The sequence below is a fragment of the Deltaproteobacteria bacterium HGW-Deltaproteobacteria-18 genome, assembly GCA_002841885.1.
In the GTDB taxonomy this organism is placed as follows: Bacteria; Desulfobacterota; Desulfovibrionia; order Desulfovibrionales; family Desulfomicrobiaceae; genus Desulfomicrobium.
In genome coordinates this window covers 1-20,843 of record PHBE01000023.1, presented here as the reverse complement: position 1 = coordinate 20,843, position 20,843 = coordinate 1, and the positions used below count along the sequence as shown (strand labels likewise).

General features: G+C 59.3%; 24 protein-coding genes. 14 read left to right on the top strand and 10 right to left on the bottom strand.

All coding sequences use genetic code 11. The features are described 5' to 3' along the window. Nucleotides 1-80: 80 nt before the first annotated feature. Genes CVU60_16780 through fliQ form a run of 11 tightly spaced genes read left to right on the top strand, consistent with a single transcriptional unit; the run spans nucleotide 81 to nucleotide 7,559 of the window. The gene (locus tag CVU60_16780; protein ID PKN40229.1) at nucleotides 81-998 is read left to right on the top strand and encodes a GTPase Era; all 918 of its coding nucleotides are present in this window, start codon (nucleotides 81-83) and stop codon (nucleotides 996-998) included. 17 nt (nucleotides 999-1,015) lie between these two features. Further along, complete coding sequence (locus tag CVU60_16775) at nucleotides 1,016-1,711, top strand: YggS family pyridoxal phosphate-dependent enzyme (protein PKN40228.1); 696 nt, start codon at nucleotides 1,016-1,018, stop codon at nucleotides 1,709-1,711. A 22-nt stretch (nucleotides 1,712-1,733) separates the two neighbouring features. Then, complete coding sequence (locus CVU60_16770; protein PKN40227.1) at nucleotides 1,734-2,489, top strand: motility protein A; 756 nt, start codon at nucleotides 1,734-1,736, stop codon at nucleotides 2,487-2,489. A gap of 19 nt (nucleotides 2,490-2,508) precedes the next feature. Continuing rightward, nucleotides 2,509-3,345 carry a flagellar motor protein MotB gene (locus tag CVU60_16765; protein PKN40226.1) on the top strand — a complete coding sequence of 279 codons (837 nt, stop codon included), beginning with the start codon at nucleotides 2,509-2,511 and terminating at the stop codon, nucleotides 3,343-3,345. Next, entirely contained in the window at nucleotides 3,345-4,073 is a 729-nt protein-coding gene (locus CVU60_16760) for a flagellar motor protein MotB (protein ID PKN40225.1), read from the top strand. Before CVU60_16765 ends, CVU60_16760 begins: the two co-directional genes overlap by 1 nt. 35 nt (nucleotides 4,074-4,108) lie before the next feature. Then, complete coding sequence (locus CVU60_16755; GenBank protein ID PKN40224.1) at nucleotides 4,109-4,621, top strand: flagellar basal body protein FliL; 513 nt, start codon at nucleotides 4,109-4,111, stop codon at nucleotides 4,619-4,621. Nucleotides 4,622-4,639: 18 nt separating this feature from the next. Continuing rightward, nucleotides 4,640-5,617, top strand: coding sequence for a flagellar motor switch protein FliM (gene fliM / locus CVU60_16750; protein PKN40223.1), 978 nt, complete (start codon nucleotides 4,640-4,642; stop codon nucleotides 5,615-5,617). A gap of 9 nt (nucleotides 5,618-5,626) precedes the next feature. Then, nucleotides 5,627-6,193 (top strand): flagellar motor switch protein FliN, encoded by a 567-nt coding sequence (gene fliN / locus CVU60_16745; protein ID PKN40222.1) that lies wholly within the window; start codon nucleotides 5,627-5,629, stop codon nucleotides 6,191-6,193. Nucleotides 6,194-6,242: 49 nt separating this feature from the next. Beyond that, nucleotides 6,243-6,542 (top strand): flagellar biosynthetic protein FliO, encoded by a 300-nt coding sequence (gene fliO / locus CVU60_16740; GenBank protein PKN40221.1) that lies wholly within the window; start codon nucleotides 6,243-6,245, stop codon nucleotides 6,540-6,542. Continuing rightward, nucleotides 6,478-7,269, top strand: a complete 792-nt coding sequence (gene fliP, locus CVU60_16735; protein PKN40220.1) for a flagellar biosynthetic protein FliP — start codon at nucleotides 6,478-6,480, stop codon at nucleotides 7,267-7,269. Before fliO ends, fliP begins: the two co-directional genes overlap by 65 nt. 20 nt (nucleotides 7,270-7,289) lie before the next feature. Beyond that, on the top strand, nucleotides 7,290-7,559 hold the full coding sequence (gene fliQ / locus CVU60_16730; protein PKN40219.1) for a flagellar biosynthetic protein FliQ: 270 nt from the start codon (nucleotides 7,290-7,292) through the stop codon (nucleotides 7,557-7,559). A gap of 9 nt (nucleotides 7,560-7,568) precedes the next feature. Here the strand turns inward: fliQ and CVU60_16725 are convergent, their stop codons facing one another. Then, nucleotides 7,569-8,327, bottom strand: coding sequence for a 23S rRNA (guanosine(2251)-2'-O)-methyltransferase RlmB (locus CVU60_16725; GenBank protein PKN40269.1), 759 nt, complete (start codon nucleotides 8,325-8,327; stop codon nucleotides 7,569-7,571). Between the two features lie 154 nt (nucleotides 8,328-8,481). Between CVU60_16725 and CVU60_16720 the strand changes: the two genes are divergently transcribed. Further along, nucleotides 8,482-10,083, top strand: a complete 1,602-nt coding sequence (locus CVU60_16720) for a lytic transglycosylase (GenBank protein ID PKN40218.1) — start codon at nucleotides 8,482-8,484, stop codon at nucleotides 10,081-10,083. A 45-nt stretch (nucleotides 10,084-10,128) separates the two neighbouring features. Here the strand turns inward: CVU60_16720 and CVU60_16715 are convergent, their stop codons facing one another. From CVU60_16715 to CVU60_16675, 9 genes are all read right to left on the bottom strand, one after another. Further along, complete coding sequence (locus CVU60_16715; protein PKN40217.1) at nucleotides 10,129-12,384, bottom strand: hypothetical protein; 2,256 nt, start codon at nucleotides 12,382-12,384, stop codon at nucleotides 10,129-10,131. Further along, nucleotides 12,368-13,525 (bottom strand): alcohol dehydrogenase, encoded by a 1,158-nt coding sequence (locus CVU60_16710; protein ID PKN40216.1) that lies wholly within the window; start codon nucleotides 13,523-13,525, stop codon nucleotides 12,368-12,370. The genes CVU60_16715 and CVU60_16710 overlap by 17 nt, the downstream gene beginning before the upstream one ends. Nucleotides 13,526-13,656: 131 nt before the next feature. Further along, entirely contained in the window at nucleotides 13,657-14,220 is a 564-nt protein-coding gene (locus tag CVU60_16705) for a DNA-3-methyladenine glycosylase I (protein ID PKN40215.1), read from the bottom strand. Beyond that, on the bottom strand, nucleotides 14,217-15,032 hold the full coding sequence (gene aroE, locus CVU60_16700; GenBank protein PKN40214.1) for a shikimate dehydrogenase: 816 nt from the start codon (nucleotides 15,030-15,032) through the stop codon (nucleotides 14,217-14,219). The genes CVU60_16705 and aroE overlap by 4 nt, the downstream gene beginning before the upstream one ends. 71 nt (nucleotides 15,033-15,103) lie before the next feature. Continuing rightward, nucleotides 15,104-15,667 carry a 2-oxoacid:ferredoxin oxidoreductase subunit gamma gene (locus CVU60_16695; protein PKN40213.1) on the bottom strand — a complete coding sequence of 188 codons (564 nt, stop codon included), beginning with the start codon at nucleotides 15,665-15,667 and terminating at the stop codon, nucleotides 15,104-15,106. Then, complete coding sequence (locus tag CVU60_16690) at nucleotides 15,664-16,425, bottom strand: 2-oxoglutarate oxidoreductase (protein PKN40212.1); 762 nt, start codon at nucleotides 16,423-16,425, stop codon at nucleotides 15,664-15,666. The genes CVU60_16695 and CVU60_16690 overlap by 4 nt, the downstream gene beginning before the upstream one ends. 2 nt (nucleotides 16,426-16,427) lie before the next feature. Beyond that, nucleotides 16,428-17,489, bottom strand: a complete 1,062-nt coding sequence (locus CVU60_16685; protein PKN40211.1) for a 3-methyl-2-oxobutanoate dehydrogenase subunit VorB — start codon at nucleotides 17,487-17,489, stop codon at nucleotides 16,428-16,430. After that, nucleotides 17,486-17,725, bottom strand: coding sequence for a (Fe-S)-binding protein (locus tag CVU60_16680; GenBank protein ID PKN40210.1), 240 nt, complete (start codon nucleotides 17,723-17,725; stop codon nucleotides 17,486-17,488). Before CVU60_16680 ends, CVU60_16685 begins: the two co-directional genes overlap by 4 nt. A gap of 56 nt (nucleotides 17,726-17,781) precedes the next feature. Further along, nucleotides 17,782-18,867: a tRNA preQ1(34) S-adenosylmethionine ribosyltransferase-isomerase QueA gene (locus tag CVU60_16675; protein PKN40209.1), complete on the bottom strand. Its 1,086-nt coding sequence runs from the start codon at nucleotides 18,865-18,867 to the stop codon at nucleotides 17,782-17,784. An 87-nt stretch (nucleotides 18,868-18,954) separates the two neighbouring features. Here CVU60_16675 and CVU60_16670 point away from each other — a divergent pair, with 87 nt between their 5' ends. Both CVU60_16670 and CVU60_16665 read left to right on the top strand, forming a co-directional pair. After that, the gene (locus tag CVU60_16670) at nucleotides 18,955-20,238 is read left to right on the top strand and encodes an adenosylmethionine--8-amino-7-oxononanoate transaminase (protein ID PKN40268.1); all 1,284 of its coding nucleotides are present in this window, start codon (nucleotides 18,955-18,957) and stop codon (nucleotides 20,236-20,238) included. Nucleotides 20,239-20,306: 68 nt separating this feature from the next. Continuing rightward, nucleotides 20,307-20,843, top strand: a 537-nt coding sequence (locus tag CVU60_16665; protein ID PKN40267.1) for a sodium:proton antiporter, incomplete at its 3' end; no start/stop codon positions are given.

Sequence of the window (20,843 nt, the reverse complement as noted above, 5' to 3'; positions counted from 1 at the left end):
AATTCCCGCAAATCCCGAAAGCTTCGCCGTGGTTGATTTTCAACCCGTCGGTATCCTTTTACAAAGATCATATGGAACCCATGTCCCCTACCTATCGAGCAGGATTCATCGCCCTAGTCGGGCCTCCTAATGCAGGAAAATCCACTTTTTTGAACAAGGTCCTCGGCGAAAAGATCGCCATTGTCTCTCCCAAGCCGCAGACCACCCGCACCAGCATCACCGGGATTCACACCACCGCTGAAGAGCAGATCATTTTTCTGGACACCCCCGGTGTTCATACCGCGCGGGGCAAGCTGAACCGTTTTCTGGTTGATGCCGCCTGGGGCGCCCTGCAGGAGGCCAACGGAGTCATCCTGTTCCTTGACGGCTCCCGCTATGCGGGCAACGAAAAAGCCCTGGAACGCGACCTGCGTCCCCTGGCCGCCCGGATCGGATCCCTTGGCGTGCCCATGGCCGTGGCGTTGAACAAGGTTGATCAGATCAAGCCCAAGGAGCGCCTGCTCGGGTTGCTGGCCGACTGCGCCGAGCGTTGGCCCGGAGTGGAACTGGTGCCCATCTCGGCCCGCACGGGGGTTGGCGTTGACGGCCTCCTGACCGTGATACGTGAATTCCTGCCGCTCAGCCCTGCGCTCTTTCCTGAAGACCAGTTGAGCACGGCTTCGGTTCGGTTCATGGCCTCGGAGATCATCCGCGAAAAGCTTTTCCTGGCCCTGGAACAGGAGTTGCCCTACAATATTGCCGTCGAAATTGAGACCTGGGAAGAATTGCCGGAGCAGAACATGACCATGATCGGGGCGATGATCTATACGTCAAAAAACAGTCACAAGGGCATGATTGTGGGCAAGCAGGGGCAGAATCTGAAAATTGTAGGCCAACAGGCCCGCCAGGAACTTAAAGCGCTGCTCGGCACAAAGGTGCATCTGGAACTCTGGGTCAAGGTGCGCGAAGGCTGGACCGAGGACGGCCAGTTCATGACGTCCCTGGGCCTTGGGTCCTAGGGAAAGGGAGAGAGTCCATGGACCAGTCGAGCATCACCGAGCGGTGGCAAAAAGTTCTGGAGCAGATGGCCGCTGCTGCCCGCAGGGCCGGGCGGAGCCCGGACAGCGCGCGTCTGCTGGCCGTTTCGAAGCTGCACTCCGCGCACGGTATCCAGACTCTTTTTGAGGCCGGACAGTCCATGTTCGGCGAAAATTACGTGCAGGAGGCCCTGGGCAAGATGGCCATCCTCCCGCGTGAAATATCCTGGCATCTTATCGGACATCTGCAGACCAACAAGGTCAAGAGCGTGGTCGGGCGTTTCGCCCTCATTCACGGGGTGGATTCCCTGAAACTGGCCCGCTCGTTGCATGGTCAGGCCGAGGCGATGGACGTGGTTCAGGACGTGCTGGTGCAGGTCAACCTGGCCGAAGAAAAGCAGAAAAGCGGCATTCTGGTGTCAGAGTTGCCGCCTCTGGCCGAATTTCTGGCTCGCGGTACGCGCCTGCGTTGGCGAGGCCTTATGCTCATGCCTCCTTTTTTCGACGATCCCGATCGGGCCCGCCCCTATTTCGCCCGTTTGCGGGAACTTGCCGAAGCCTTGCGTACAGACTTCGGTCTTGCCTTGCCGGAATTGTCCATGGGCATGACCGGGGATTTCGAGGCGGCTATCGAGGAAGGGGCGACCTTGGTGCGCATTGGCACCAGAATATTTGGAGAACGCGGCTCAAACTAACGGCCCTGGGGACGGATGTTTTATGGATCTGGCCACAATCATCGGAATCTTGGTCGCCTTCGGGCTGGTCATCGCAGCACTGGGCGGTGACGGTTTTCTGTTTCTGGATTTTTCCTCGCTGCTCATCGTCGTCGGTGGAACCATCGGCGCGGTGCTGGTCACCCATCCCCTTGAGAGCGTTCTCGGCGTGGCCCGCATCATCAAAAAGACATTCATGTCCAAGGCGGACGATCCGGCGGCGCTCATTGCCCAGTTTGTCGACTACGCCACCCGGGTTCGGCGCGAGGGAATTCTGTCTCTTGAGGCGCACCTGAAAAACATTCCCGATGATTTTTTGCGCAAGGGTCTGCAATTGACCGTGGACGGCCTTGATCCGCAGCTGATCCAGGAAATCATGGAGACCGAGATTTCGTGTCTTGAGGAACGCCATTTGAAAGGCGCCGAGATATTGCTGACCTTCGGAACCCTGGCCCCCGGCATGGGGATGATCGGCACCATCATCGGCCTTGTGCTCATGCTCAAGCGCATGAACGATCCGAGCACCATCGGTCCGGCCATGGCCGTGGCCCTTTTGACCACCTTTTACGGCGCCGTCCTCGCCAATCTCGTTTTCAATCCCATGGCCGGCAAGCTGCGTGCGCGCAGCCGCGAGGAGGTCCTGATCCGGACCATGATCCTGGAAGGGATCATGTCCATTTCCCGAGGCGAGAACCCGCGCATTCTCGAAGAGAAGCTGAACAGCTATCTGCCTCCCAAGGAGCGCAAGGTCAGGTCCTGAACCAGGGCTGGGGAAGATCATGATCAGAAGAAAGGCGAAAAGCGAGCAATCGAAGCCAGGGCTTCCGTCCTGGATGATCACCTTTTCGGATCTGGTCACCCTGCTGATGACATTCTTCATAGTGCTCGTTTCCATGGCCTCCCTCACGGACGTCTATAAACGCAAGGTCGCCATCGGCTCCGTTTCCGGCACTTTCGGCACCGGCGCGCCAAGCATGAATGATCTGACCACGGTGGACACCAGGACCCAGGTCGACCCGGGACCCATCAACGTTTTCAAGGATCTCTCCGCAGTCAAGGAGCATCTCTGGGAAGATCCGGACAAGGACCTGCGTTTTGAATCGAACCGCTTCATGCAGCGGCTGTCCATTGGGGCCGACGCGCTGTTTGCTCCCGGATCCTCGGAGCTCACGCAGAGAGGGCGGTCGCTGCTGGATCGTCTGCGGCCCGTGGTCCTGGAAAGCGCCCATCCCCTTGGATTGTCGGGGCACGCCTCGGACGGCATGGACGAATTTGGCCCTGACTACCTGGCCAAACCGTGGATCAAGGTCGACTTCTCCTGGGAGCTTTCTCTGGCGCGAGTGATGGCCGTGTACAGGTATTTCATAGAGACCGGCGTCGATGCCGAGAAGCTGCGGCTGGAAGCTTTCGGGCGGTTTCGACCCCGTGTGACCACCGAAAACCCGGGCGAACGGCTGACCAACCGGCGGGTTGAGATCACCCTCGACAGACGTATCGGCAGCTGGAGCCATGAGATGGCGGAGCAGGCCGTGCGCGAGGAATCCGCCCGGGAACCTTCGGACAACTACCGGATCAAGGATTTCCTGTTCCGTTTCGACCTGCCGGGAGGACCCTGATGGCCCGCAGAAAAAAACGCGCAGAGCTTGACCCGCCGGATGCGTCCTGGATGGTTACCTTTGCGGACCTCATGACCCTGCTGCTGAGCTTTTTTGTGTTGCTGCTGTCCATGTCGTCCATGGACAAGTCGATCCTGCGCGACGTGGTTTCCCACTTCGTGGGCGACATGGGGCTGGCTCCGAAAAAAGGGGCGGGCAGGCTGGCGACCCGGTTCGAGTTCATGAACGTGGTCATCGAGAATCCGGCCGAAGCGTTGCACGACCCGCAACGCATCAAGGATTTGCTTTTCCCGGACGAGGTCTTGCCCGAGGGAATGGCCAGGAGCACCCTTGACGAGAACCTGCAGATTCTGGTGCGTCCCGAAGGAATCGCTCTCGTCCTCTCCGACGGGCTGCTTTTTGGTGTCGGTGAAAGCGCGCTTGCGCCGGAAAGCCGCAAGCTTCTGTCGGAATTCTCCCAGTTCCTGGCCACAGTGACCATGCCGATCAATGTGGCGGGATACACGGACAACGTCCCGGCCGGTCAAAAGGACAACTACATGTTGTCCTCGGAGCGGGCCATGTCCGTACTGACCTTTTTTTTGCAACAGGGTTTTGATCCCCGGCGTTTTTCAGTTTCCGGTTATGGCGAGGCATTTCCCCTGGGCGACAACACCACGCCTGAGGGCCGGGCCAGGAACAGGAGAGTGGAAATTTTACTGAAAACCACGGGGCGAACGTATCTTTAGGCCCGTTTTTCGCAAGGATGACAAAGGAGGAATATATGGCCGACAAAAAAGCGCCAGCGCCGGAGAAGGTAGAAAAAAAGAAGGGCGGCAAGCTCAAGCTCATTATCATAGTGCTGCTTGTCCTTGGCGTTCTGGGTGGGGGCGGTTTTGCGGCGTGGAAGTTCTTTCTGCAGCCAAAGGCAGAGGGCTCCGCGGAGAACGCAACGGCCGAGGGCGCAGGTGAGCAAAAGGCCGAGGCCGAACCGGGTGGGCAACTGGTGACCCTTGACTCCTTTGTGGTCAATCTGTCCGACCCAATGGGACGCAGATATCTGAAGACCACGCTTGACGTGGAGGTGGCGAACGCTGCCGCAGCGGCGGAATTGACCGCTGCCATGCCCAAGGTCAAGGATACCCTGCTGCTCCTGCTTTCCAGTAAGTCTTTTGCCGATATCAGCAGCATGGACAAGAAGATCGAGCTGAAAAACGACATCGTCAGCCGACTGAACCAGATTATCGGCAAGAACAAGGTGCACAATGTCTATTTTACGGAATTTGTGGTCCAGTAAGCGACTGGTGGGCGGTATATGAGCAAGATCCTGAATCAGGACGAGGTCGATGCCCTGCTCCGTGGAATTTCGGGCGGGGAGATCGAGACCGAAGAAGAGGTGGCCGTTGACACGAAGGGCTTCGTAGCCTTTGATCTGGCCAACCAGGACCGGATCATTCGCGGCCGCATGCCGGTGCTTGAGATCATAAACGACCGCTTTTCAAGACTCTGCACCAGCGCCCTGGCCAACACCATGCGCAAGCGGGTGGACGTGAACCCGATCTCCATCGACATGTCCAAGTTCGGGGATTTCATGCGTTCCCTGCCTGTTCCGACGAGTATCAACATTTTCAAGATCGACCCTCTGCGCGGCAACGCGCTGCTGGTGGTCGACACCCGGCTGGTGTTTTCCCTGGTGGAGAATTTTTTCGGCGGCGCGGGCAGCCAGCCCAAGATCGAGGGGCGCGATTTCACGCCCATCGAGCAGTCCATCATCGTCAAGGTGGTCAAGATCATCCTGGCCAATCTGGAAGATGCCTGGCGTCCGGTGCACGAGGTCAGCATCGAACTGCTGCGCTCAGAGATCAACCCGCAGTTCGCCACCATCGTCCCTCCCAGTGATGTGGTCGTGGTAATCTCTTTCGAGGTGGAACTGGAAAACGCCCTGGGATCCATGGTTCTGGCGCTGCCGTACGCAACCATAGAGCCAATCAGGTCGAAGCTGTACGCCGCATTTCAGACCGAGCGGCTGGAAATCGACCATGCCTGGATTTCCCGCTTCCGGGACCGGCTCATGGAAACGCCCGTCGACATGAATGTCACGTTCGGCACGACGCAGATTACCGGGCGTCAGCTTCTCGACATGAAGGCCGGCGACATACTCATGCTGGATCAGGATGAGGATGACATGCTCTCGGGCCGAATCCACGGGATACTCAAGTTTTTTGGACTTCCAGGTTTTGTCAAGGGCAACAAGGCATTCAAGATCGTCAAAGAACAGGAACTCAATTACTAGGGGAACGGTATGGTCGAAGATCAGGACAAGCTGGCGGCGGAATGGGCCGCAGCCCTGGAACAGCAGGGTGACGCGGAGGCCGGAGGCGGCGGGGGCGAGAAAGATTTGGCCGATGCCTGGAGTTCCGCGTTGAAGGAACAGGACTCCGGCGGTTCCGATCAGGCTCTCGCCGACGAATGGGCCAAGGCTCTGGCCGACGAGGAAGAGACCAAGATCCAGCATGAAAAAAAGCAGAAGCAGCTTGCCGCCCAGAGCAAGGATTTCGATTACAAAGATTTGACGGCGGAAGCCAAGGCCCCCAGACCCGAAGGGCTGCGCAAGGACCTTGATTTCATCCTCGACATTCCGCTTGAGGTTTCAGCCCAGCTCGGAAGCACCAAGCTGCTCATCAATGAATTGCTGCAGCTTGGGCAGGGTTCGGTCATAGAGCTGAACAAGCTGGCTGGCGAGCCTCTTGAGATACTGGTCAATGGCAAGCTCGTGGCACGCGGAGAGGCCGTGGTCATCAATGAAAAATTCGGGGTGCGGCTGACCGATATCATCAGCCCCATCGAGAGGGTGAAGCAGCTTGGGTAACGCGACTTTGACAGGCGCCGGTGCAGGGTTGGGGCTTGCATCGGTCAAAATGGCAGCAGCGTTGCTGCTTATTTTGGGGCTCATTTTCCTCGCGCTTGCGCTCCTGAAACGCTTCGGGCTGGCGGCACGGCTGCAGGGAAGAGCTTCGGGCGTTTTGAGGGTGGAGGAAAGAGTTGCCCTGGGCCCTCGCAAGCAGCTGGTGGTGGTCCGCTTCTTGAATAAGCTTCTGGTGTTGGGCGTCACCGACAACGGAATCAACTTGATAGCGGAGCACCAGGCAGACAATGAACCGATCCCGGATTTTCAGACCACACTGGACCAGGAAACTGGGGAGAATCCTCCTTCCTAGTCTTTTTTTCTGTTTTTTCCCGCTGTTGCTCCTGGCCGCCGAGGGGCCCAATCTTCCTTCCCTTTCCATGCAGCTTTCCAGTGGACAGGCTGAACCGCAAAAAGTGGCCGTGGCTCTCGAGATCATGGCCCTGCTTACGATGCTGTCCATGGCTCCGGCCTTCATGCTCACGGTCACGTCCTTCACCAGGATCATCATTGTCTTCCATTTTCTGCGCCAGGCCATGGGAACCCAGCAGATGCCGCCGAACCAGGTGCTTGCTTCCCTGGCCATCTTCATGACCGTGGTCATCATGATGCCCACGGGACGCATCATCAATGATACGGCCCTGCAACCCTATCTGAAGGAAGAGATCGGCTACGGGGAAGCACTGGAGCGGGCTGAAACACCGCTGAGGACTTTTCTTTTCAAGCATACCAGGGAAAAGGATCTTTCCGTTTTCTTCTCGATAACAGGCCTTGAGAGGCCGCAAAGCAAAGATGACGTGCCGACCATGGTTCTTGTGCCTGCTTACGTGATCAGCGAGCTCAAGACGGGATTCCAGATCGGATTTCTGATTTACATCCCATTTCTCATTTTGGACATGGTCGTGGCAAGTATCCTTCTGTCCATGGGCATGATGATGCTGCCGCCGGTCATGGTGTCCCTTCCGTTCAAGATCCTTCTTTTTGTCATGGTGGATGGCTGGAATCTGATTATCGGCTCCCTTGTCAACAGTTTTATCTAGTCTCAAGTCAGGAGTGGCGCATGACCCCCGAATTTGTCATCGGTTTCGCACGGCAATCCATCGAGCTGACTCTGGTCATCGCCCTGCCCATGCTCGGAGTGGGTCTAGGCGTTGGCGTTTTTGTCAGCATACTTCAGGCCGCAACACAGATTCAGGAAATGACCCTGACCTTCGTGCCCAAGATCATCGCCGTTTTTTTGGCGCTGCTCATCTCCTTCCCCTGGATCATGGACAAGATGATCACATACACTCAGGATATTTTCTTGAACTTCCCGCAATACATCAAATAGCCTTTTCCTCTAAAGCCTCTGCCGCAACATTTCCGTCATAATCATGGCGCCGGCCTGCGCCACGTTGAGCGAATCGAATCCGCCCTGCATGGGGATGGAGAGCTTTTCCGTACAACGCTTGCCCACATTGGGTCGCATACCCTTGTCCTCGTTGCCGAGCACCAGCACCGCCGGGAAATGAAGTCGGGCCGAAAAGAGGTCCCGGCTTTCGGGCCCGGTGCCCGAGCCGTAGATCGCAAGTCCGGCCTCGGCGCACGTATCGAGCGCCCGGGCCAGATTGACCACCTGGCACAGCGGAAGGCTGTCGAGCGCCCCGGCTGCGGCCTTGGCGGCAGCCGGGCCGATAAAGGCCGTGCGGTCCTTGGGGAAGAGCAGGCCCGCTCCGCCGAGGGCCAGGAGGGTGCGGGCCAGGGTGCCAACGTTTCCCGGATCCTGGACCTGATCCAGGGCCAGGATGAGTGGAAATGCGCTCTGGCAGGCCTGGGTGATGAGCTGGTCCAGTTCGACGAGTTGCCGGCCGCGCAGGCGGGCCACCACTCCTTGGTGATTTCCGGGAAACATGCGATCAAGCTCGGGGCGTTTCACCTTGCGGAAGCGCACCCCAAGCTCGCGGCATTTGCCGATCACTTCCCCAAGGCCCGGAACGTCTTCGGACAGGAACACCGTGTCCAGGGTCTCGGGCCTTGAGGCAAGGAGTTCAAGAACCGGTTTTCGGCCAGGGGTGAGGTGGGTATTGTTTTCGGGTTTTTCGTGCGTTTGGTGGTCCATGATGAGCCTCTGGTTCGGAATTGCAATTTGATTTTTTTTTCTGTAGCAGGTCAAAATGCTCGATCTCGCTCGCCCGTTTTTTTAGGGCCAGTGGCCAACTTGTGACCAGGAGATTGTTTTGACATTTCATATACGTGGAGTTCTGCTCCTAATCATGCTGGTCTTGGCGGGGTGCATGCCCGTCAAGAAGGTTCAGAGTCCGTCGGAGTTCGGTGTCTCCGGCACCGCCAGCCAGGACGGCGGGAGTGATCTGAACCGGGATGGCACGGCTGCCAAGGGCGCCCCGGAGGCCTGCGGGCCGGTCGAAGATGTTGATCCGCTCGATGTCCTGCAGGACGGTGATGATCTCCCCGAAGCCGAAGCCTTGTCCGCGGTGGAGCAGAAAATTCTCGATACGCAGATATCCTTTCATATCGGTCTGGATACCGAGGAAAACGAGGATGTCCAGCGCTATTTTCACTACTACACCCATGTCCAGCGGGGCACGATGACGGGTTGGCTCAAACGGGCCCAACTCTATCTGCCGCATATCCGGGAGCGTTTTCTGGCCGAGGGACTGCCCGAGGATCTGATCTATCTGCCCTTTGCCGAGAGCGGTTTCAATCCCTTCGCCCAATCCCATGCGGGAGCCTGCGGAGTGTGGCAATTCATGCCGCGGACCGCGACCAATTACGGACTGACCGTGGACAAATGGGTGGACGAGCGGCGTGATCCCTACAAGTCCACCGAGGCCGCCATTGCCTATCTGAAAAAATTGTATGGGGATTTCGGCGATTGGTCCTTGGCTCTGGCCGCCTACAACGCGGGCGAGGGCGCCATCGGCCGTGCCTTGAAGAAGACGGGAACCGAGGATTTTTTCAGCCTTTGCGAGGCCTCCGAGGATCTTAAGAAAGAGACCAAGCTCTACGTTCCCAAGTTTTTGGCGCTGGTCAAGGTTGCCCGGAATCTGGAAAAATTGGGCTTTGAACCTCTGGATATGGAGAAGCGTCCCGCCGCCCCCGTCATGCTGAAAGCCAAGCCGGAAACGGACCTCCTGGCCCTGGCCCAGGATCTGGGCATGGACTGGAAGTCTTTCCGGGAACTCAACCCCTCTTTTCGCAAGCAGGAAGCTCCTCCCGCCCGCTCCGTCATGGTCGCTGTTCCCGGACATCTTGTGGCCAAGGCACAGGACTTCCTGAAGCGCCCAGTGACTCAAAGAGAGATCCGCTACGCATCCCACAGGGTGAAGCCCGGGGACACGTGGTGGGGGATTTCCAGGAAATACAACGTCTCGGTGGCGGTCCTGCAGCAAGCCAACGAGGACAGCAGGTCGAAGGCTCTCAAAGTGGGGCAAGCGCTGCGCATACCCGCACAGGGTGCGGCGTCTGAATCTGATTCGGTGGCCGACGCCAGAAAATGGGCATCAAAGAGAGCCAACTATCTGGTCCGCCAGGGGGACACGCTCTGGTCCATCGCAAAGCAGTTCAAGACCGATCCGTCTTCACTGGGCAAGGCCAACGGCCTCAGTGCTTCCGCAGTGCTGCGGGTTGGCCAGAAACTCTATGTGCCCGATGCGGGCAGCGCCGAGATCAAGACCGCCAAGGCCAGTGCCGATGCCTTGCGCAGAAAGCTGGTCAACTACAAGGTTCAGCCGGGAGATAGCCTGTGGGGCATTGCCAAGCTTTTCGGGGTGACTCCCTCCGATCTTTTGGCCTGGAACAAGCTGGCGAAGAATGGGCACATCAGGCCCGGAGACAGGCTCAAGGTATACCGCTGACAAATATCAACGCGTAAGAATGGCAGGCTCCCGGGTCTGCCATTTCTACTCTGACGACGTCGCGACCGGCAGGTCGATGATAAATCTGGTCCATTCTCCCTCGGTCGTCTGCACGGCCATCATTCCCGAGTGCTCTTCGGCGATGATGAAATAGGAGACGGACAGCCCCAGTCCCGTACCCTTGCCTACGGATTTCGTGGTGAAGAACGGTTCGAACACCCGTTTACGCACGGATTCCTCAAGCCCTGGCCCGTTGTCTTCCAGTTCAACGCGTACCCATGGCGCATTCCTTTTTGCTCGCAATGTGAATTGCGGCTTCTGTCCTTCCGGGTAGATCTTTTCGCCCATGGCTTCGGCACCGTTGCGCAGCAGGTTCAGAAAAACCTGTTGCAGCTTGCTTGCCGAGCCCAGGATGTTGGGGAGGTTGTCCTCGAATTCGCGGACGATGCGGATTTTCTTGAAGTCGTAGTTTCTTTTCAGATCATAATCCGTGCTGGCGAGATTCAGGGTCTTGTCGAGCAACTCCACGATGTTTTCCGGCGCCAGCATGGGTTCGCTCTTGCGGCTGAAGCTCAGCATGTTGCTGACGATCTGTGCGGCTTGCGTTCCCGAACTGCGAACGGAGCTCAGCATCTTCGGGATTCCCCGCTTCTCCAGGTAGTTTTGCAAGGCTTCAAAGGTGATGCCTGCTTCCAGAGCCGCCTGCTCATTCTGCGGCAAAGGCAGAAGGAGCCGGGTTTCCAGGACTTGGGTATTGCCCATGATGGAGGCCAGGGGGTTGTTGATTTCGTGCGCCATGCCCGCAGCCAGGCCGCCAACGGAGAGCATTTTTTCCGACTGGATCAGGATTTCCTCGATGCGGACCTGGTCGGTCACGTCGTCAATGCGGATGACCGCTCCTTCCATTCCGTTGGTGATAAGGGGGTAGATGGTCACGTCCTCGAACAGGGTCTCGCCATGCTCCACTCTGCGTAACTTCCCTTCGAAAAATGGTTTTTTGCTGGCGATGGACTGGCTGATCTTTCGCATATCGGAACCGAGCCAGGGAATCACCTGCGCCAAGGGGCGGCCTTGTGCCTGGGCTTCGCTTACGCCGGTCACCACCGCTGCTTGCTGGTTCCATTGGGCGATGCGGCCGTCGGCATCGACTCCGATCAGCATGGACGGCATGGAGTTGATGATGTTGGCGAGCAGTGTGCGTAAACGCAGAGTCTCCTTGGCGGCGCGGTTGCGTTCGGTGATGTCCACGAAGGATCCGATGATGCCCTCCGCGTTCTTGAATTCATCAAAAAAAATCTGCTTGGCGAAGATGACTTCGCGCAGCTCGCCATCCTTGTTGCGGATTTTGGATTCGTAGGTGCTTTTGCGGGTGTCCTGAATGAGGCTGTGGTCATTTTCATCATAGGCTCCGGCCAGGTCCGGCCACAGTTCCCGGGCTGTTTTGCCCCGGAGTTCTTCGGCGCTGATGCCCATGATATCGGTGAAGGTCTGGTTGCAGCCCAGGTAGCGCCGTTCCGAATCCTTGTAGAAGATCGGGATGGGAATGGCGTCCAGCAACACCTCGGTGAAGCGCAGGTTGCGTGTAAGGTTTGCGTGGGCGCTTTGCAGCTGCTCCTCGGCCAGGCGCCGGCGCTGGCTGGCCAGGATGAGGGCCACCTGGTCGGCGATGCGGCTGGCGAAAGTGACTTCGTCCGGCTGCCAAGCGTGCGGTTCCCCGACATGCTCGAAGCAGATGACGGCGGTCAGTTCTGCGTCGATGAGCACCGGCACGTCGAGCATGGATGCGATCCCGCCCGCTTCGAGGTATTTCGGGGAAAAGTCGCGGGTGCGTGCATCCTGGTGGACGTCGGGCACGATGACGGGGCCTTTTCCGATGGACTCGAAATAGGTGCCGAACCTGCAGCATTCCAGGCAGATCCCGGAGGTATGTTCCCCGCCTTGCGCGTCGAACTTGTCCATGCAGCAGAGCCTGTCCTCCTGCATTATCCACAGGCTTGCCCGGGCCACGTCCATGGCGTGGGCCATCCTGTCCGTAATCATGGGGGCCGCTTCCTGCAGGCGGCCATGAAATACGCTTGGGTGCGTGGAGATTTCGGCGATGACGGCCTGCTGCCGTTCGATGCGCAGCAATGTTTTGCGCAGCGTGTCTTCGGCCCGGTGCCGATCGGCGATCTCGCCTTGCAGCTCCCGGATTTTTTGCTGCAGCATGGGGTAGTAGCTTTTTCGTCCCGAAGATTCGCTAAGCCCCACGATCTTGTCGCGCAGCGATGTGGCGCTGGCCTCCTCAGGTTGCTTCTTCATAGATGACTTGAATGTCGCGCTTGTTGGCGGCTTTGGGGTTGGTGACCAGGCAGGGGTCAAGGACGGCCTTGTCGGACAGCACCGGAATGTCGCTTACCCGGATGCCCTTGGAGGCCAGTCTGTCCTTGATGCCCAGGGAACTGCGCAGGCTTGTCATGGATTCGATGAGCCACGCGCGCACTTCCGAGGTGCTCAGGCCTCGGGAATCAATGCCCATATTTTCAGCAATGACCCGGAATCGTTCGGGCGCCGCCGAAAAATTGTAGTCCACCACATGAGGCAGAAGCAGGGCGTTGCATTCGCCGTGGGGCAGGTCCTTGTAGCCGCCAAGGCTGTGGGCCAGAGCGTGCACCGCGCCAAGGCTTGCGTTGGAAAAGGCCAGCCCGGCCTGCATGCTGCCCAGCATGGTCTTGGCCTTGAGTTCCATGTCATCGGGATGCAGGAAGGATTCCAGCAGGTTGCCGTGAACCAGACGAATGGCTTCCAGGGCGTGGACATCGGTCATGGGCGAGTGGGCGCTGGAGACAAAGGCCTCGATGGCGTGGGCCATGGCGTCCATGCCCGTGCAGGCGATGAGATAGGGACTTTTGGTCATCAGGGTCTGCGGGTCGATGAGGGCCACATCGGGGATGATGGTCTTGCTGATGATGGCGATCTTGGTCTTGCGGTCCGTGTCGTTGATGATGGCGAACTGTGACACGTCGGCCGAAGTGCCCGCCGTGGTAGGGATGCAGATGAGCGGCGGCATGGGGATGATGATCTTGTCCACGCCTTCGTAATCCAGGATGTGCCCTCCGTTGGAGACGACGATTCCGATGCCCTTGGCGCAGTCCATGGGGCTGCCCCCGCCCACGGCTACGATGCCATCGCATTCGCCAGCTTCGTAAGCAGCGACACCGGCCATGACCTCTGCGGCCTTCGGATTTTGGGTGACCCCTGAAAAAATCACCCCCTCGATGTCGAAGGCGGCCAGGCTCTCCATGACTCTTGTGGCCCATCCGGCGGCGAGTACGCCGGGGTCAGTGACGACCAGGGGTTTGCTGATGCCGAATTTGCCTGCGTACTGTCCGGCCAGGTCCACTGCACCAACTCCAAAAATTGTTTCCGGAGCGACGAATTTGCGCAGATCGGTGAAGTTCATGCTGATCCCCCTGAGCCGGATTGAAAAAGAATGTAATAAATTTTTTTAGCACGTTGCGCATTGAAGTGCCAGAATTAGTTGCTCAACACCCTCCTGAAGTATGAAATGCGCAGTGAGGAAGCCTGGCGACGCTATGCGACTTCATGCCTGCGGAAACAGCCCCGGCTGTGGTCATTGACCAGGCCCACAGCCTGCATCAGGGCATAGCAGGTGGTGGGCCCGAGAAACGTGAATCCACGTTTTTTGAGATCTTTGGCCAGGGCGTCGGACTGGGGGATGGTGACGGGATAGTCGGCCAGACTTCCGATATCATGCATGATCGGACGGCCGTCTACAAAATTCCACAGATAGGAATCAAAGGAGCCGTGGCTGGTCTGCACGGCAAGGAACGAACGGGCGTTGGCTATGGCGGACTCAATTTTGCGGCGGTGGCGGATGATGCCCGGGTTAAGCAGCAACCGGTCCACGTCATGAGGCGTGAAACGCGCCACAGCCAGAGGATCGAACTCGGCGAAGGCGGCCCTGTAGCCCGCCCGCTTGCGCAGCACCGTGTACCACGACAGCCCGGCCTGCGCCGATTCGAGAATCAGGAACTCAAAAAGAATGCGATCGTCATGGACCGGAACTCCCCACTCCTCGTCGTGGTAGCGGACATAGTCCGGCTTGGAGAGATCCAGCCAGGGGCAGCGGATCACGATGCCTTTCCACGGGCGGCCAGAGTCTCCTCCAAGAGGGACATGGCGCGGGGGATGGGGAAGCGCTGCCCGGTCCAGCGTTCGAACTGGGCCAGACCCTGATGCACGAACATGGGCAGGCCGGGGATGATGGCGACGCCTTCGCGTCGAGCTTGGACCAGAAGTTGGGTTTCCCTTGGATTGTAGACCAGATCGTAGACCAGGGAGATGCCCGCCAGGGATGACTTCCAGGGCGAGAGGGATTGAAATGGTCCGGACATGCCAAGGGGCGTGGTGTTGACCAGCAGGTGAGGCCGTATATCGTGCCGGTCGGACCAGGGTACATGCTCGGCCTGGAAGGATTGGGCCAGCCGGTCGGCCCGGCCTCCCGTGCGCGCGGAAAGAAATACCTTCCATCCTGCGCGATGCAGGCCGCAGACCGCTGCGCGGGCGGCTCCTCCCGCGCCTAGGACCAGGACCGTGCCCGGCTGTGCCTCGTGTTCAAGGAGCGGAGCCATGAACCCGGTCACATCGGTGTTATCACCCCAGAGCATTTTGTCCTGCCAGTAGAGGGTGTTCACGGCGCCGATGTCGCGGGCGTTGTCCGTCAGACTGTCGAGCATGGTCATGACCGTCTCCTTGTGCGGAATGGTCACGCTTGCCCCGTGGATGGGCAGGGTGCGCAGGGCGGCCATGAAGGCGATGAGCTTTTCGGGAGGGGTGTCCCATACATGATAGGAGGCTCTTATGCCCAGTTCCCGAAAGCCCCAGTTGTGCAGGACGGGGCTCAGGGTGTGCGTGAGGGGGTGGCCGATGATGCCGAGGAGAAGCATGGTCGCACCTCTGACGGTTCAGGTGAAGGATGGGTGCGGAAAAACGGGGCCCCTGAGGGCCCCGGGGATCGTCAGGCGTATTGGCCGTTGGCGATGACGTAATCCGCGCCGGCCTGGATGGCTGCCGCGTTCTTGGGGATCATGTGGCTGTAGTGTGCGGAGATGACCGAATCGAGGCTGTCCTGCACCTGTTTGACCGGCATGACGCCCGTGGCCTGCACGTAGGCGCCGATGGCGACCATGTTGGCCATGCGTGTGTTGCCCAGGCCATCGGCGATCTCGTTGACCGGCACGGCGTAGACCTTGACCCGGTTCTTGTCGGTCTGGGCCGGATCGATGAGCGAGGAGTTCAGAATCAGGACTCCGCCGTCCTGCAGTTGCGGCTGGAACTTGTCCAGGGACGGGCCGTTCATGATGATCAGGCTCACGGGCGAGCGGATGATGGGCGATCCGATGACGTCATCGGAGACCACGACGGTGCAGTTGGCCGTGCCGCCGCGCATTTCCGGCCCGTAGACGGGAATGTAGGTCACGTTGAGCCCTGCGTTCATGCCCGCGTAGGCCAGGAGGTTGCCGATGAGCATGACGCCCTGGCCGCCGAATCCGGCGATGATTGCATCCTGGTAAATGCTCATTTCTCCTCCTTTGCCAGCGCGTCTTTGAAGTTGCCCAGAGGGAAGTAGGGGATCATCTCCGTTTCAATGCGCTTGTTGGCCTGAAGCGGGGTCATGCGCCAGTTGGTGGGGCACGTGGCCAGAATTTCCACAAAGGAGAAACCAACTCCTTTCGTTTGATACTCGAAGGCCTTGGTCACGGCCTTTCTGGCTTTCTTGATGTTTTTGATGTTGTTGACCGCAACCCGTTCGGCAAAGGCCACGCCGCCGAGGGACGCGATGATCTCGGTCATGCGGATGGGCATGCCCTCGTTCTCGCGGCAGCGGCCGCCGGGGCAGGTGGTGGTCTTCTGGCCGACCAGGGTGGTGGGGGCCATCTGTCCGCCGGTCATGCCGTAGACGGTGTTGTTGACGAAGATCGTGGTGATGTTCTCGCCCCGGTTGGCGCAGTGCATGATCTCGGCCATGCCGATGGAGGCAAGGTCGCCGTCGCCCTGATAGGTGAAGACGATCTTGTCCGGCCTTGCTCGCTTCACGCCCGTGGCCACCGCCGGAGCGCGGCCATGGGGCGATTCGATGGCATCAAGGGTGAGGTAGTTGTAAATGAAGACCGAACAGCCAATGGACCCGACGAGGATGGTCTTGTCGACCAGACCCAGATCCGTGATGGCTTCGGCCACCAGGCGGTGGGCCGTGCCGTGGTGGCAGCCGGGACAGTAGTGCGAGGCCCGGTCGGTCAGGACTTCCGGGTAGTTTGTGACGCGAATTTCCTGGGTCATGCTCATCCCTCCAGCGCCTTCAGAATGGGTTCTTCGAAATCATCCGGCGTGGGCAGGTTGCCGGGCAGCTGGCAATGGAAAGCCGAATCCGCCACGGTCCGGATGGACAGGCGCACGTCTTCCACCATCTGGCCCATGTTGTGCTCGATGGTCAGGAAACGCTTGCCCTCTTTGGCCAGGTTCAGGAGCACTTCCGAAGGGAAAGGGAAGAGCGTTATCGGTCGAACCAGGCCGACTTTATGGCCCTGAGCACGCAATTTGCGGATCGTGCTCTTGACGATGCGGCCGATGGAGCCGAAGGCCACGACGATGAGTTCGGCGTCTTCGGTCAGGAAGAGTTCCTGATCCACTTCGGCCTGCATGGCCCGGTACTTGGCCTGCAGTTTCTGGTTCTGTCCCGCCAGCGCGCCATCATCGAGGAAAAGGGATTTCAGAAGACGCGGGTCGCGGTCCTTGGCGCCCTGCAGACCCCAGTCCTGACCCTCGTCGGGGTCCAGGTTCTCGGGAACCCACGGCACCACGGGTTCCTTCATTTGGCCGATGATGGCATCGGCCAGTACCAGAACCGGGTTTCTGTACTTGAAGGCCAGGTCAAAGGCCTTGATGGTCAGGTCGTAGGCTTCCTGCACCGTGCCCGGCGCCAGGACCAGCAGCTTGTAGTCGCCGTGTCCGCCGCCCTTGACGGACTGGAAGTAGTCGCCCTGGGAAGGGCCGATGTCGCCGAGTCCCGGGCCGCCGCGGCTGACGTTGACAAGAACGCCGGGCAACTCGCTGCCGGCCATGTAGGAAATGGCTTCCTGCTTGAGGGACATGCCGGGGCTCGAGGACGAGGTCATGGCCCGGATGCCGCACGCCGCGGCACCGAGCAGCATGTTGGCTGCGGCCACTTCGCTTTCGGCCTGCACGAACTGTCCTCCGGCCTCGAACATGGCCGTGGACATGAATTCGGGAATGTCATTCTGGGGGGTGATGGGGTAGCCAAAAAAGCACTTGACCCCTGCGGCCAGGGCTCCGCGCGAGATGGCCTCGTTGCCTTTGACGAAGATGCGTTTGGGAGTACTCATTTTTCTCCTCCTTTGGCCGACTTCGTCGTGTAAACGTTGATGGCATAATCCGGACACATCATGGCGCAAAAGGCGCAGCCCTTGCACTCGCTCATCATGTCGGGGGTGATTTCGGTCACCTTGTATCCCTTCTGATTGAATCGACTCGATTGTTGGATGATGCCGGTCGGGCAGACTTCGGTGCAGAGCAGGCAGCCCTTGCAGCGGTCTTCCCGGAACTCGACTCTGCTTGACATGGAATACCTCCACGGGGGGGATAGTGTTGATGATCTGGGATTTGTTTTCGGGCGGATCAGCGGATGAGCATGGCGTCGCCGTAGGAAAAAAAGCGGAAACCCTGCCGGACCGCGTGATTGTAGGCATCGATAATCTGTGGCCTGCCCGCGAGTGTGCAGACCATAATGATTAGGGAAGATCGGGGCAAGTGGAAGTTGGTGATGAGCTGGTCCACGACCTTGAAGCGGTAGCCGGGGCTGATGAAGATGTCCGTCCATCCTTTGTAGGGCGCGATCTCTCCCAGCGCCGTGGCCATGCTTTCCAGCGTCCGGGAAGTGGTCGTTCCCACGGCGACAACGGGTCGGCCCTCGCTTTTGGCCTGGGCGATGGCGAGGGCTGTCTCTTCGGGCACCTCTGCATATTCGGCGTGCATGGCGTGCTCGCGGATATCATCGCAGCGAACCGGGCTGAATGTGCCGTAGCCGACGTAGAGGGTGACCTCGGCCAGCCGGATGTCCCTCGCGGCCAGGGCGTCCATGATCTGCGGCGTGAAGTGCAGTCCGGCGGTGGGCGCGGCCACGGAGCCGAGCTTGTCTTCCCGGGAATAGACGGTCTGGTACCGGGTGCGGTCCTCGCTCTTGTCCTCGCGGTGGATGTACGGGGGCAGGGGGATGTGCCCCTGCTTCAGGAAATGCTCGGCCAGATCGCCGTTCCAGCGCATTGCAACCTTCGCCCTCCCGAACTCGCCCTTTTCAAGCACGCGCAGTTCGATGCCCGGGAAGAGGAGCAGGTCGCCCTGGCGCGGGCCTTTTGATGCCTTGAGCAAGCCTTCAACAGTGGCGGTCCTTGTGCCGTCCGCGCCGGCGTCAGCCTCGATCAGCGCCAGGGGCGTGAGCAGCAGGAATTCGACCTTGCCGCCTGATTCCTTGCGTCCGATGAGCCTGGCGGGCAGAACCTTGGTGTTGTTGACCACCAGCAGCGCGCCCGGGGGGAGAAGGTTCGGGATGTCTGCGAACATGGCGTCGCGCATTTCGCCGCTGTCCCGGTCCAGCACCAGCAGCCTGGAGGCCCCGCGTTTTTCGGTCGGGTCCTGGGCAATCTGGGCTTCGGGCAGGTCGAAGTCATATGATTGAAGATTGAATTCCGGTGGAATAGCGGTCATGTTTGTCCTCGTGTCCACGTGCTGCTAGCTCAAGCCACGGCGAAGCGCAATTCCTCCGAACAGTGCAAAAAACTCACCGGCGAGCCCATGACCAACGACATCCTTGATTTTGACCGCGAACACATCTGGCACCCTTATACCTCGACGACGAGTCCGCTGCCCGTGCACGAGGTCGTTTCAGCGCACGGCGTGCGCCTCCGCCTTGCTGACGGCCGGGAACTTGTCGATGGCATGGCCTCGTGGTGGGCGGCCATCCATGGCTACAACCATCCCGCCCTGAACGCTGCCGTCACCGACCAGCTTTCCCGCATGGCCCATGTCATGTTCGGCGGCCTGACCCATGCGCCGGCCGTCGAGCTTTGCCGGACCCTGGTCGAGCTGACGCCTGCGCCTCTGACCAAGGTTTTTCTGGCCGATTCCGGTTCCGTGGCCGTGGAGGTCGCCATCAAGATGGCCTTCCAGTATTGGATCTGCCGGGGGCAAGGGAAAAAGAACCGCCTTTTGACCATCCGGGGCGGCTATCATGGCGACACCTTTGCGGCCATGAGCGTGTGCGATCCCGTGAACGGAATGCACGAGAGTTTCGCGGGCGTACTGAGCAGGCATCATTTCGTGCGGAGGCCCGGCTGCCGGTTCGGTGACCAGTGGGACGAGAGCGACATCACTCCCATGCGCGAGGCGCTTGAGCGCCACCATCACGAGATCGCGGCCGTGATTCTTGAACCCGTGGTGCAGGGCGCGGGAGGGATGTATTTCTATCATCCCATGTATCTCAAACGCGTGCGAGAACTCTGCGACGCCTTTGACGTGCTGCTCATCGCTGACGAGATTGCCACGGGTTTCGGGCGTACGGGAAAGCTGTTCGCCTGCGAGCATGCCGGGATCAGCCCGGACATCATGTGCCTGGGCAAGGCTCTGACCGGAGGCTACATGACCCTGGCCGCGACCCTGGCCACGGACCGCGTGGCAAAGGGTGTCTGCACGGGAAATCCCGGAGTGTTCATGCACGGTCCGACCTTCATGGGCAACCCTCTGGCCTGTGCCGTGGCGAGGGCTTCTTTGCGACTTCTTCTTGATAATGATTGGGCCTCGCAAGTGGCGCGGGTCGGGCGTTTGCTGACAATCGGCCTTGCCCCTCTGCGAAATTTGTCCTACATTCAAGATGTGCGCATCCTTGGTGCCATCGGAGTGGTGGAGCTCAAGGAACCGGTGCGCATGGCCGAAATTCAGACCTCTTTTGTAGAGCAAGGTGTCTGGGTTCGTCCCTTTGGCCGTTTGGTGTACGTGATGCCGCCATACATCACGGGAGACCAGGACCTGGCCTTTTTGACCAAATCCTTGGTCAAGGTCGTGGCGGAGCATTTTCGTTGATGCCCCTTGGCCTTGATCACAAACGACCGGCTGCCGCGCTTGCGGCAACACAAAAAGGAGAACATCGGATGCGGAAAAGTTCTGTGTGGTTTTTTTGCCTGGCAGTCATGGGCCTGGGAGTGCTTGGCATGTCGCCTGAAATCTGGGCCGCCGGGGGGCTGCACCATGCGGCGGATGAAATTGGCAAGCAGATGGGAGTGCTCTGGGTAGTGCCCTTTGCGGGTCTGCTTTTGTCCATCGCCATCATGCCGCTGGCAATTCCTCATTTCTGGCATCACAACTACGGCAAGGTCGCCGCTTTCTGGGGCGCGGCCTTCATCGTGCCGTACGCTCTGGTGTACGGTTTCGATCTGGCCGTCTACAATGTGCTGCATGTCCTGTTTCTGGAATACATTTCCTTTATCATTCTGCTCTTCTCCCTGTTCACCATCGCCGGCGGCGTGTGCCTGCGCGGCTCCCTGGTGGGCAAGCCTCAGGTCAACGTGATCATCCTGCTGATCGGCACCCTGCTGGCCAGCTGGATGGGAACCACCGGCGCGGCCATGCTGCTCATCCGTCCGCTCATGCGCGCCATCTCGCACCGCAAATACAAGGTGCACACCATC

What these genes read in the sequence shown, in the direction of transcription:
- CVU60_16780 (PKN40229.1), top strand. Translation starts at nt 81, where the DNA reads ATGTCCCCTACCTATCGAGCAGGATTCATCGCCCTAGTCGGGCCTCCT.
- CVU60_16775 (PKN40228.1), top strand. Translation starts at nt 1,016, where the DNA reads ATGGACCAGTCGAGCATCACCGAGCGGTGGCAAAAAGTTCTGGAGCAG.
- CVU60_16770 (PKN40227.1), top strand. Translation starts at nt 1,734, where the DNA reads ATGGATCTGGCCACAATCATCGGAATCTTGGTCGCCTTCGGGCTGGTC.
- CVU60_16765 (PKN40226.1), top strand. Translation starts at nt 2,509, where the DNA reads ATGATCAGAAGAAAGGCGAAAAGCGAGCAATCGAAGCCAGGGCTTCCG.
- CVU60_16760 (PKN40225.1), top strand. Translation starts at nt 3,345, where the DNA reads ATGGCCCGCAGAAAAAAACGCGCAGAGCTTGACCCGCCGGATGCGTCC.
- CVU60_16755 (PKN40224.1), top strand. Translation starts at nt 4,109, where the DNA reads ATGGCCGACAAAAAAGCGCCAGCGCCGGAGAAGGTAGAAAAAAAGAAG.
- fliM (PKN40223.1), top strand. Translation starts at nt 4,640, where the DNA reads ATGAGCAAGATCCTGAATCAGGACGAGGTCGATGCCCTGCTCCGTGGA.
- fliN (PKN40222.1), top strand. Translation starts at nt 5,627, where the DNA reads ATGGTCGAAGATCAGGACAAGCTGGCGGCGGAATGGGCCGCAGCCCTG.
- fliO (PKN40221.1), top strand. Translation starts at nt 6,243, where the DNA reads ATGGCAGCAGCGTTGCTGCTTATTTTGGGGCTCATTTTCCTCGCGCTT.
- fliP (PKN40220.1), top strand. Translation starts at nt 6,478, where the DNA reads ATGAACCGATCCCGGATTTTCAGACCACACTGGACCAGGAAACTGGGG.
- fliQ (PKN40219.1), top strand. Translation starts at nt 7,290, where the DNA reads ATGACCCCCGAATTTGTCATCGGTTTCGCACGGCAATCCATCGAGCTG.
- CVU60_16725 (PKN40269.1), bottom strand. Translation starts at nt 8,327, where the DNA reads ATGGACCACCAAACGCACGAAAAACCCGAAAACAATACCCACCTCACC.
- CVU60_16720 (PKN40218.1), top strand. Translation starts at nt 8,482, where the DNA reads ATGCTGGTCTTGGCGGGGTGCATGCCCGTCAAGAAGGTTCAGAGTCCG.
- CVU60_16715 (PKN40217.1), bottom strand. Translation starts at nt 12,384, where the DNA reads ATGAAGAAGCAACCTGAGGAGGCCAGCGCCACATCGCTGCGCGACAAG.
- CVU60_16710 (PKN40216.1), bottom strand. Translation starts at nt 13,525, where the DNA reads ATGAACTTCACCGATCTGCGCAAATTCGTCGCTCCGGAAACAATTTTT.
- aroE (PKN40214.1), bottom strand. Translation starts at nt 15,032, where the DNA reads ATGCTTCTCCTCGGCATCATCGGCCACCCCCTCACGCACACCCTGAGC.
- CVU60_16695 (PKN40213.1), bottom strand. Translation starts at nt 15,667, where the DNA reads ATGAGCATTTACCAGGATGCAATCATCGCCGGATTCGGCGGCCAGGGC.
- CVU60_16690 (PKN40212.1), bottom strand. Translation starts at nt 16,425, where the DNA reads ATGACCCAGGAAATTCGCGTCACAAACTACCCGGAAGTCCTGACCGAC.
- CVU60_16685 (PKN40211.1), bottom strand. Translation starts at nt 17,489, where the DNA reads ATGAGTACTCCCAAACGCATCTTCGTCAAAGGCAACGAGGCCATCTCG.
- CVU60_16680 (PKN40210.1), bottom strand. Translation starts at nt 17,725, where the DNA reads ATGTCAAGCAGAGTCGAGTTCCGGGAAGACCGCTGCAAGGGCTGCCTG.
- CVU60_16675 (PKN40209.1), bottom strand. Translation starts at nt 18,867, where the DNA reads ATGACCGCTATTCCACCGGAATTCAATCTTCAATCATATGACTTCGAC.
- CVU60_16670 (PKN40268.1), top strand. Translation starts at nt 18,955, where the DNA reads ATGACCAACGACATCCTTGATTTTGACCGCGAACACATCTGGCACCCT.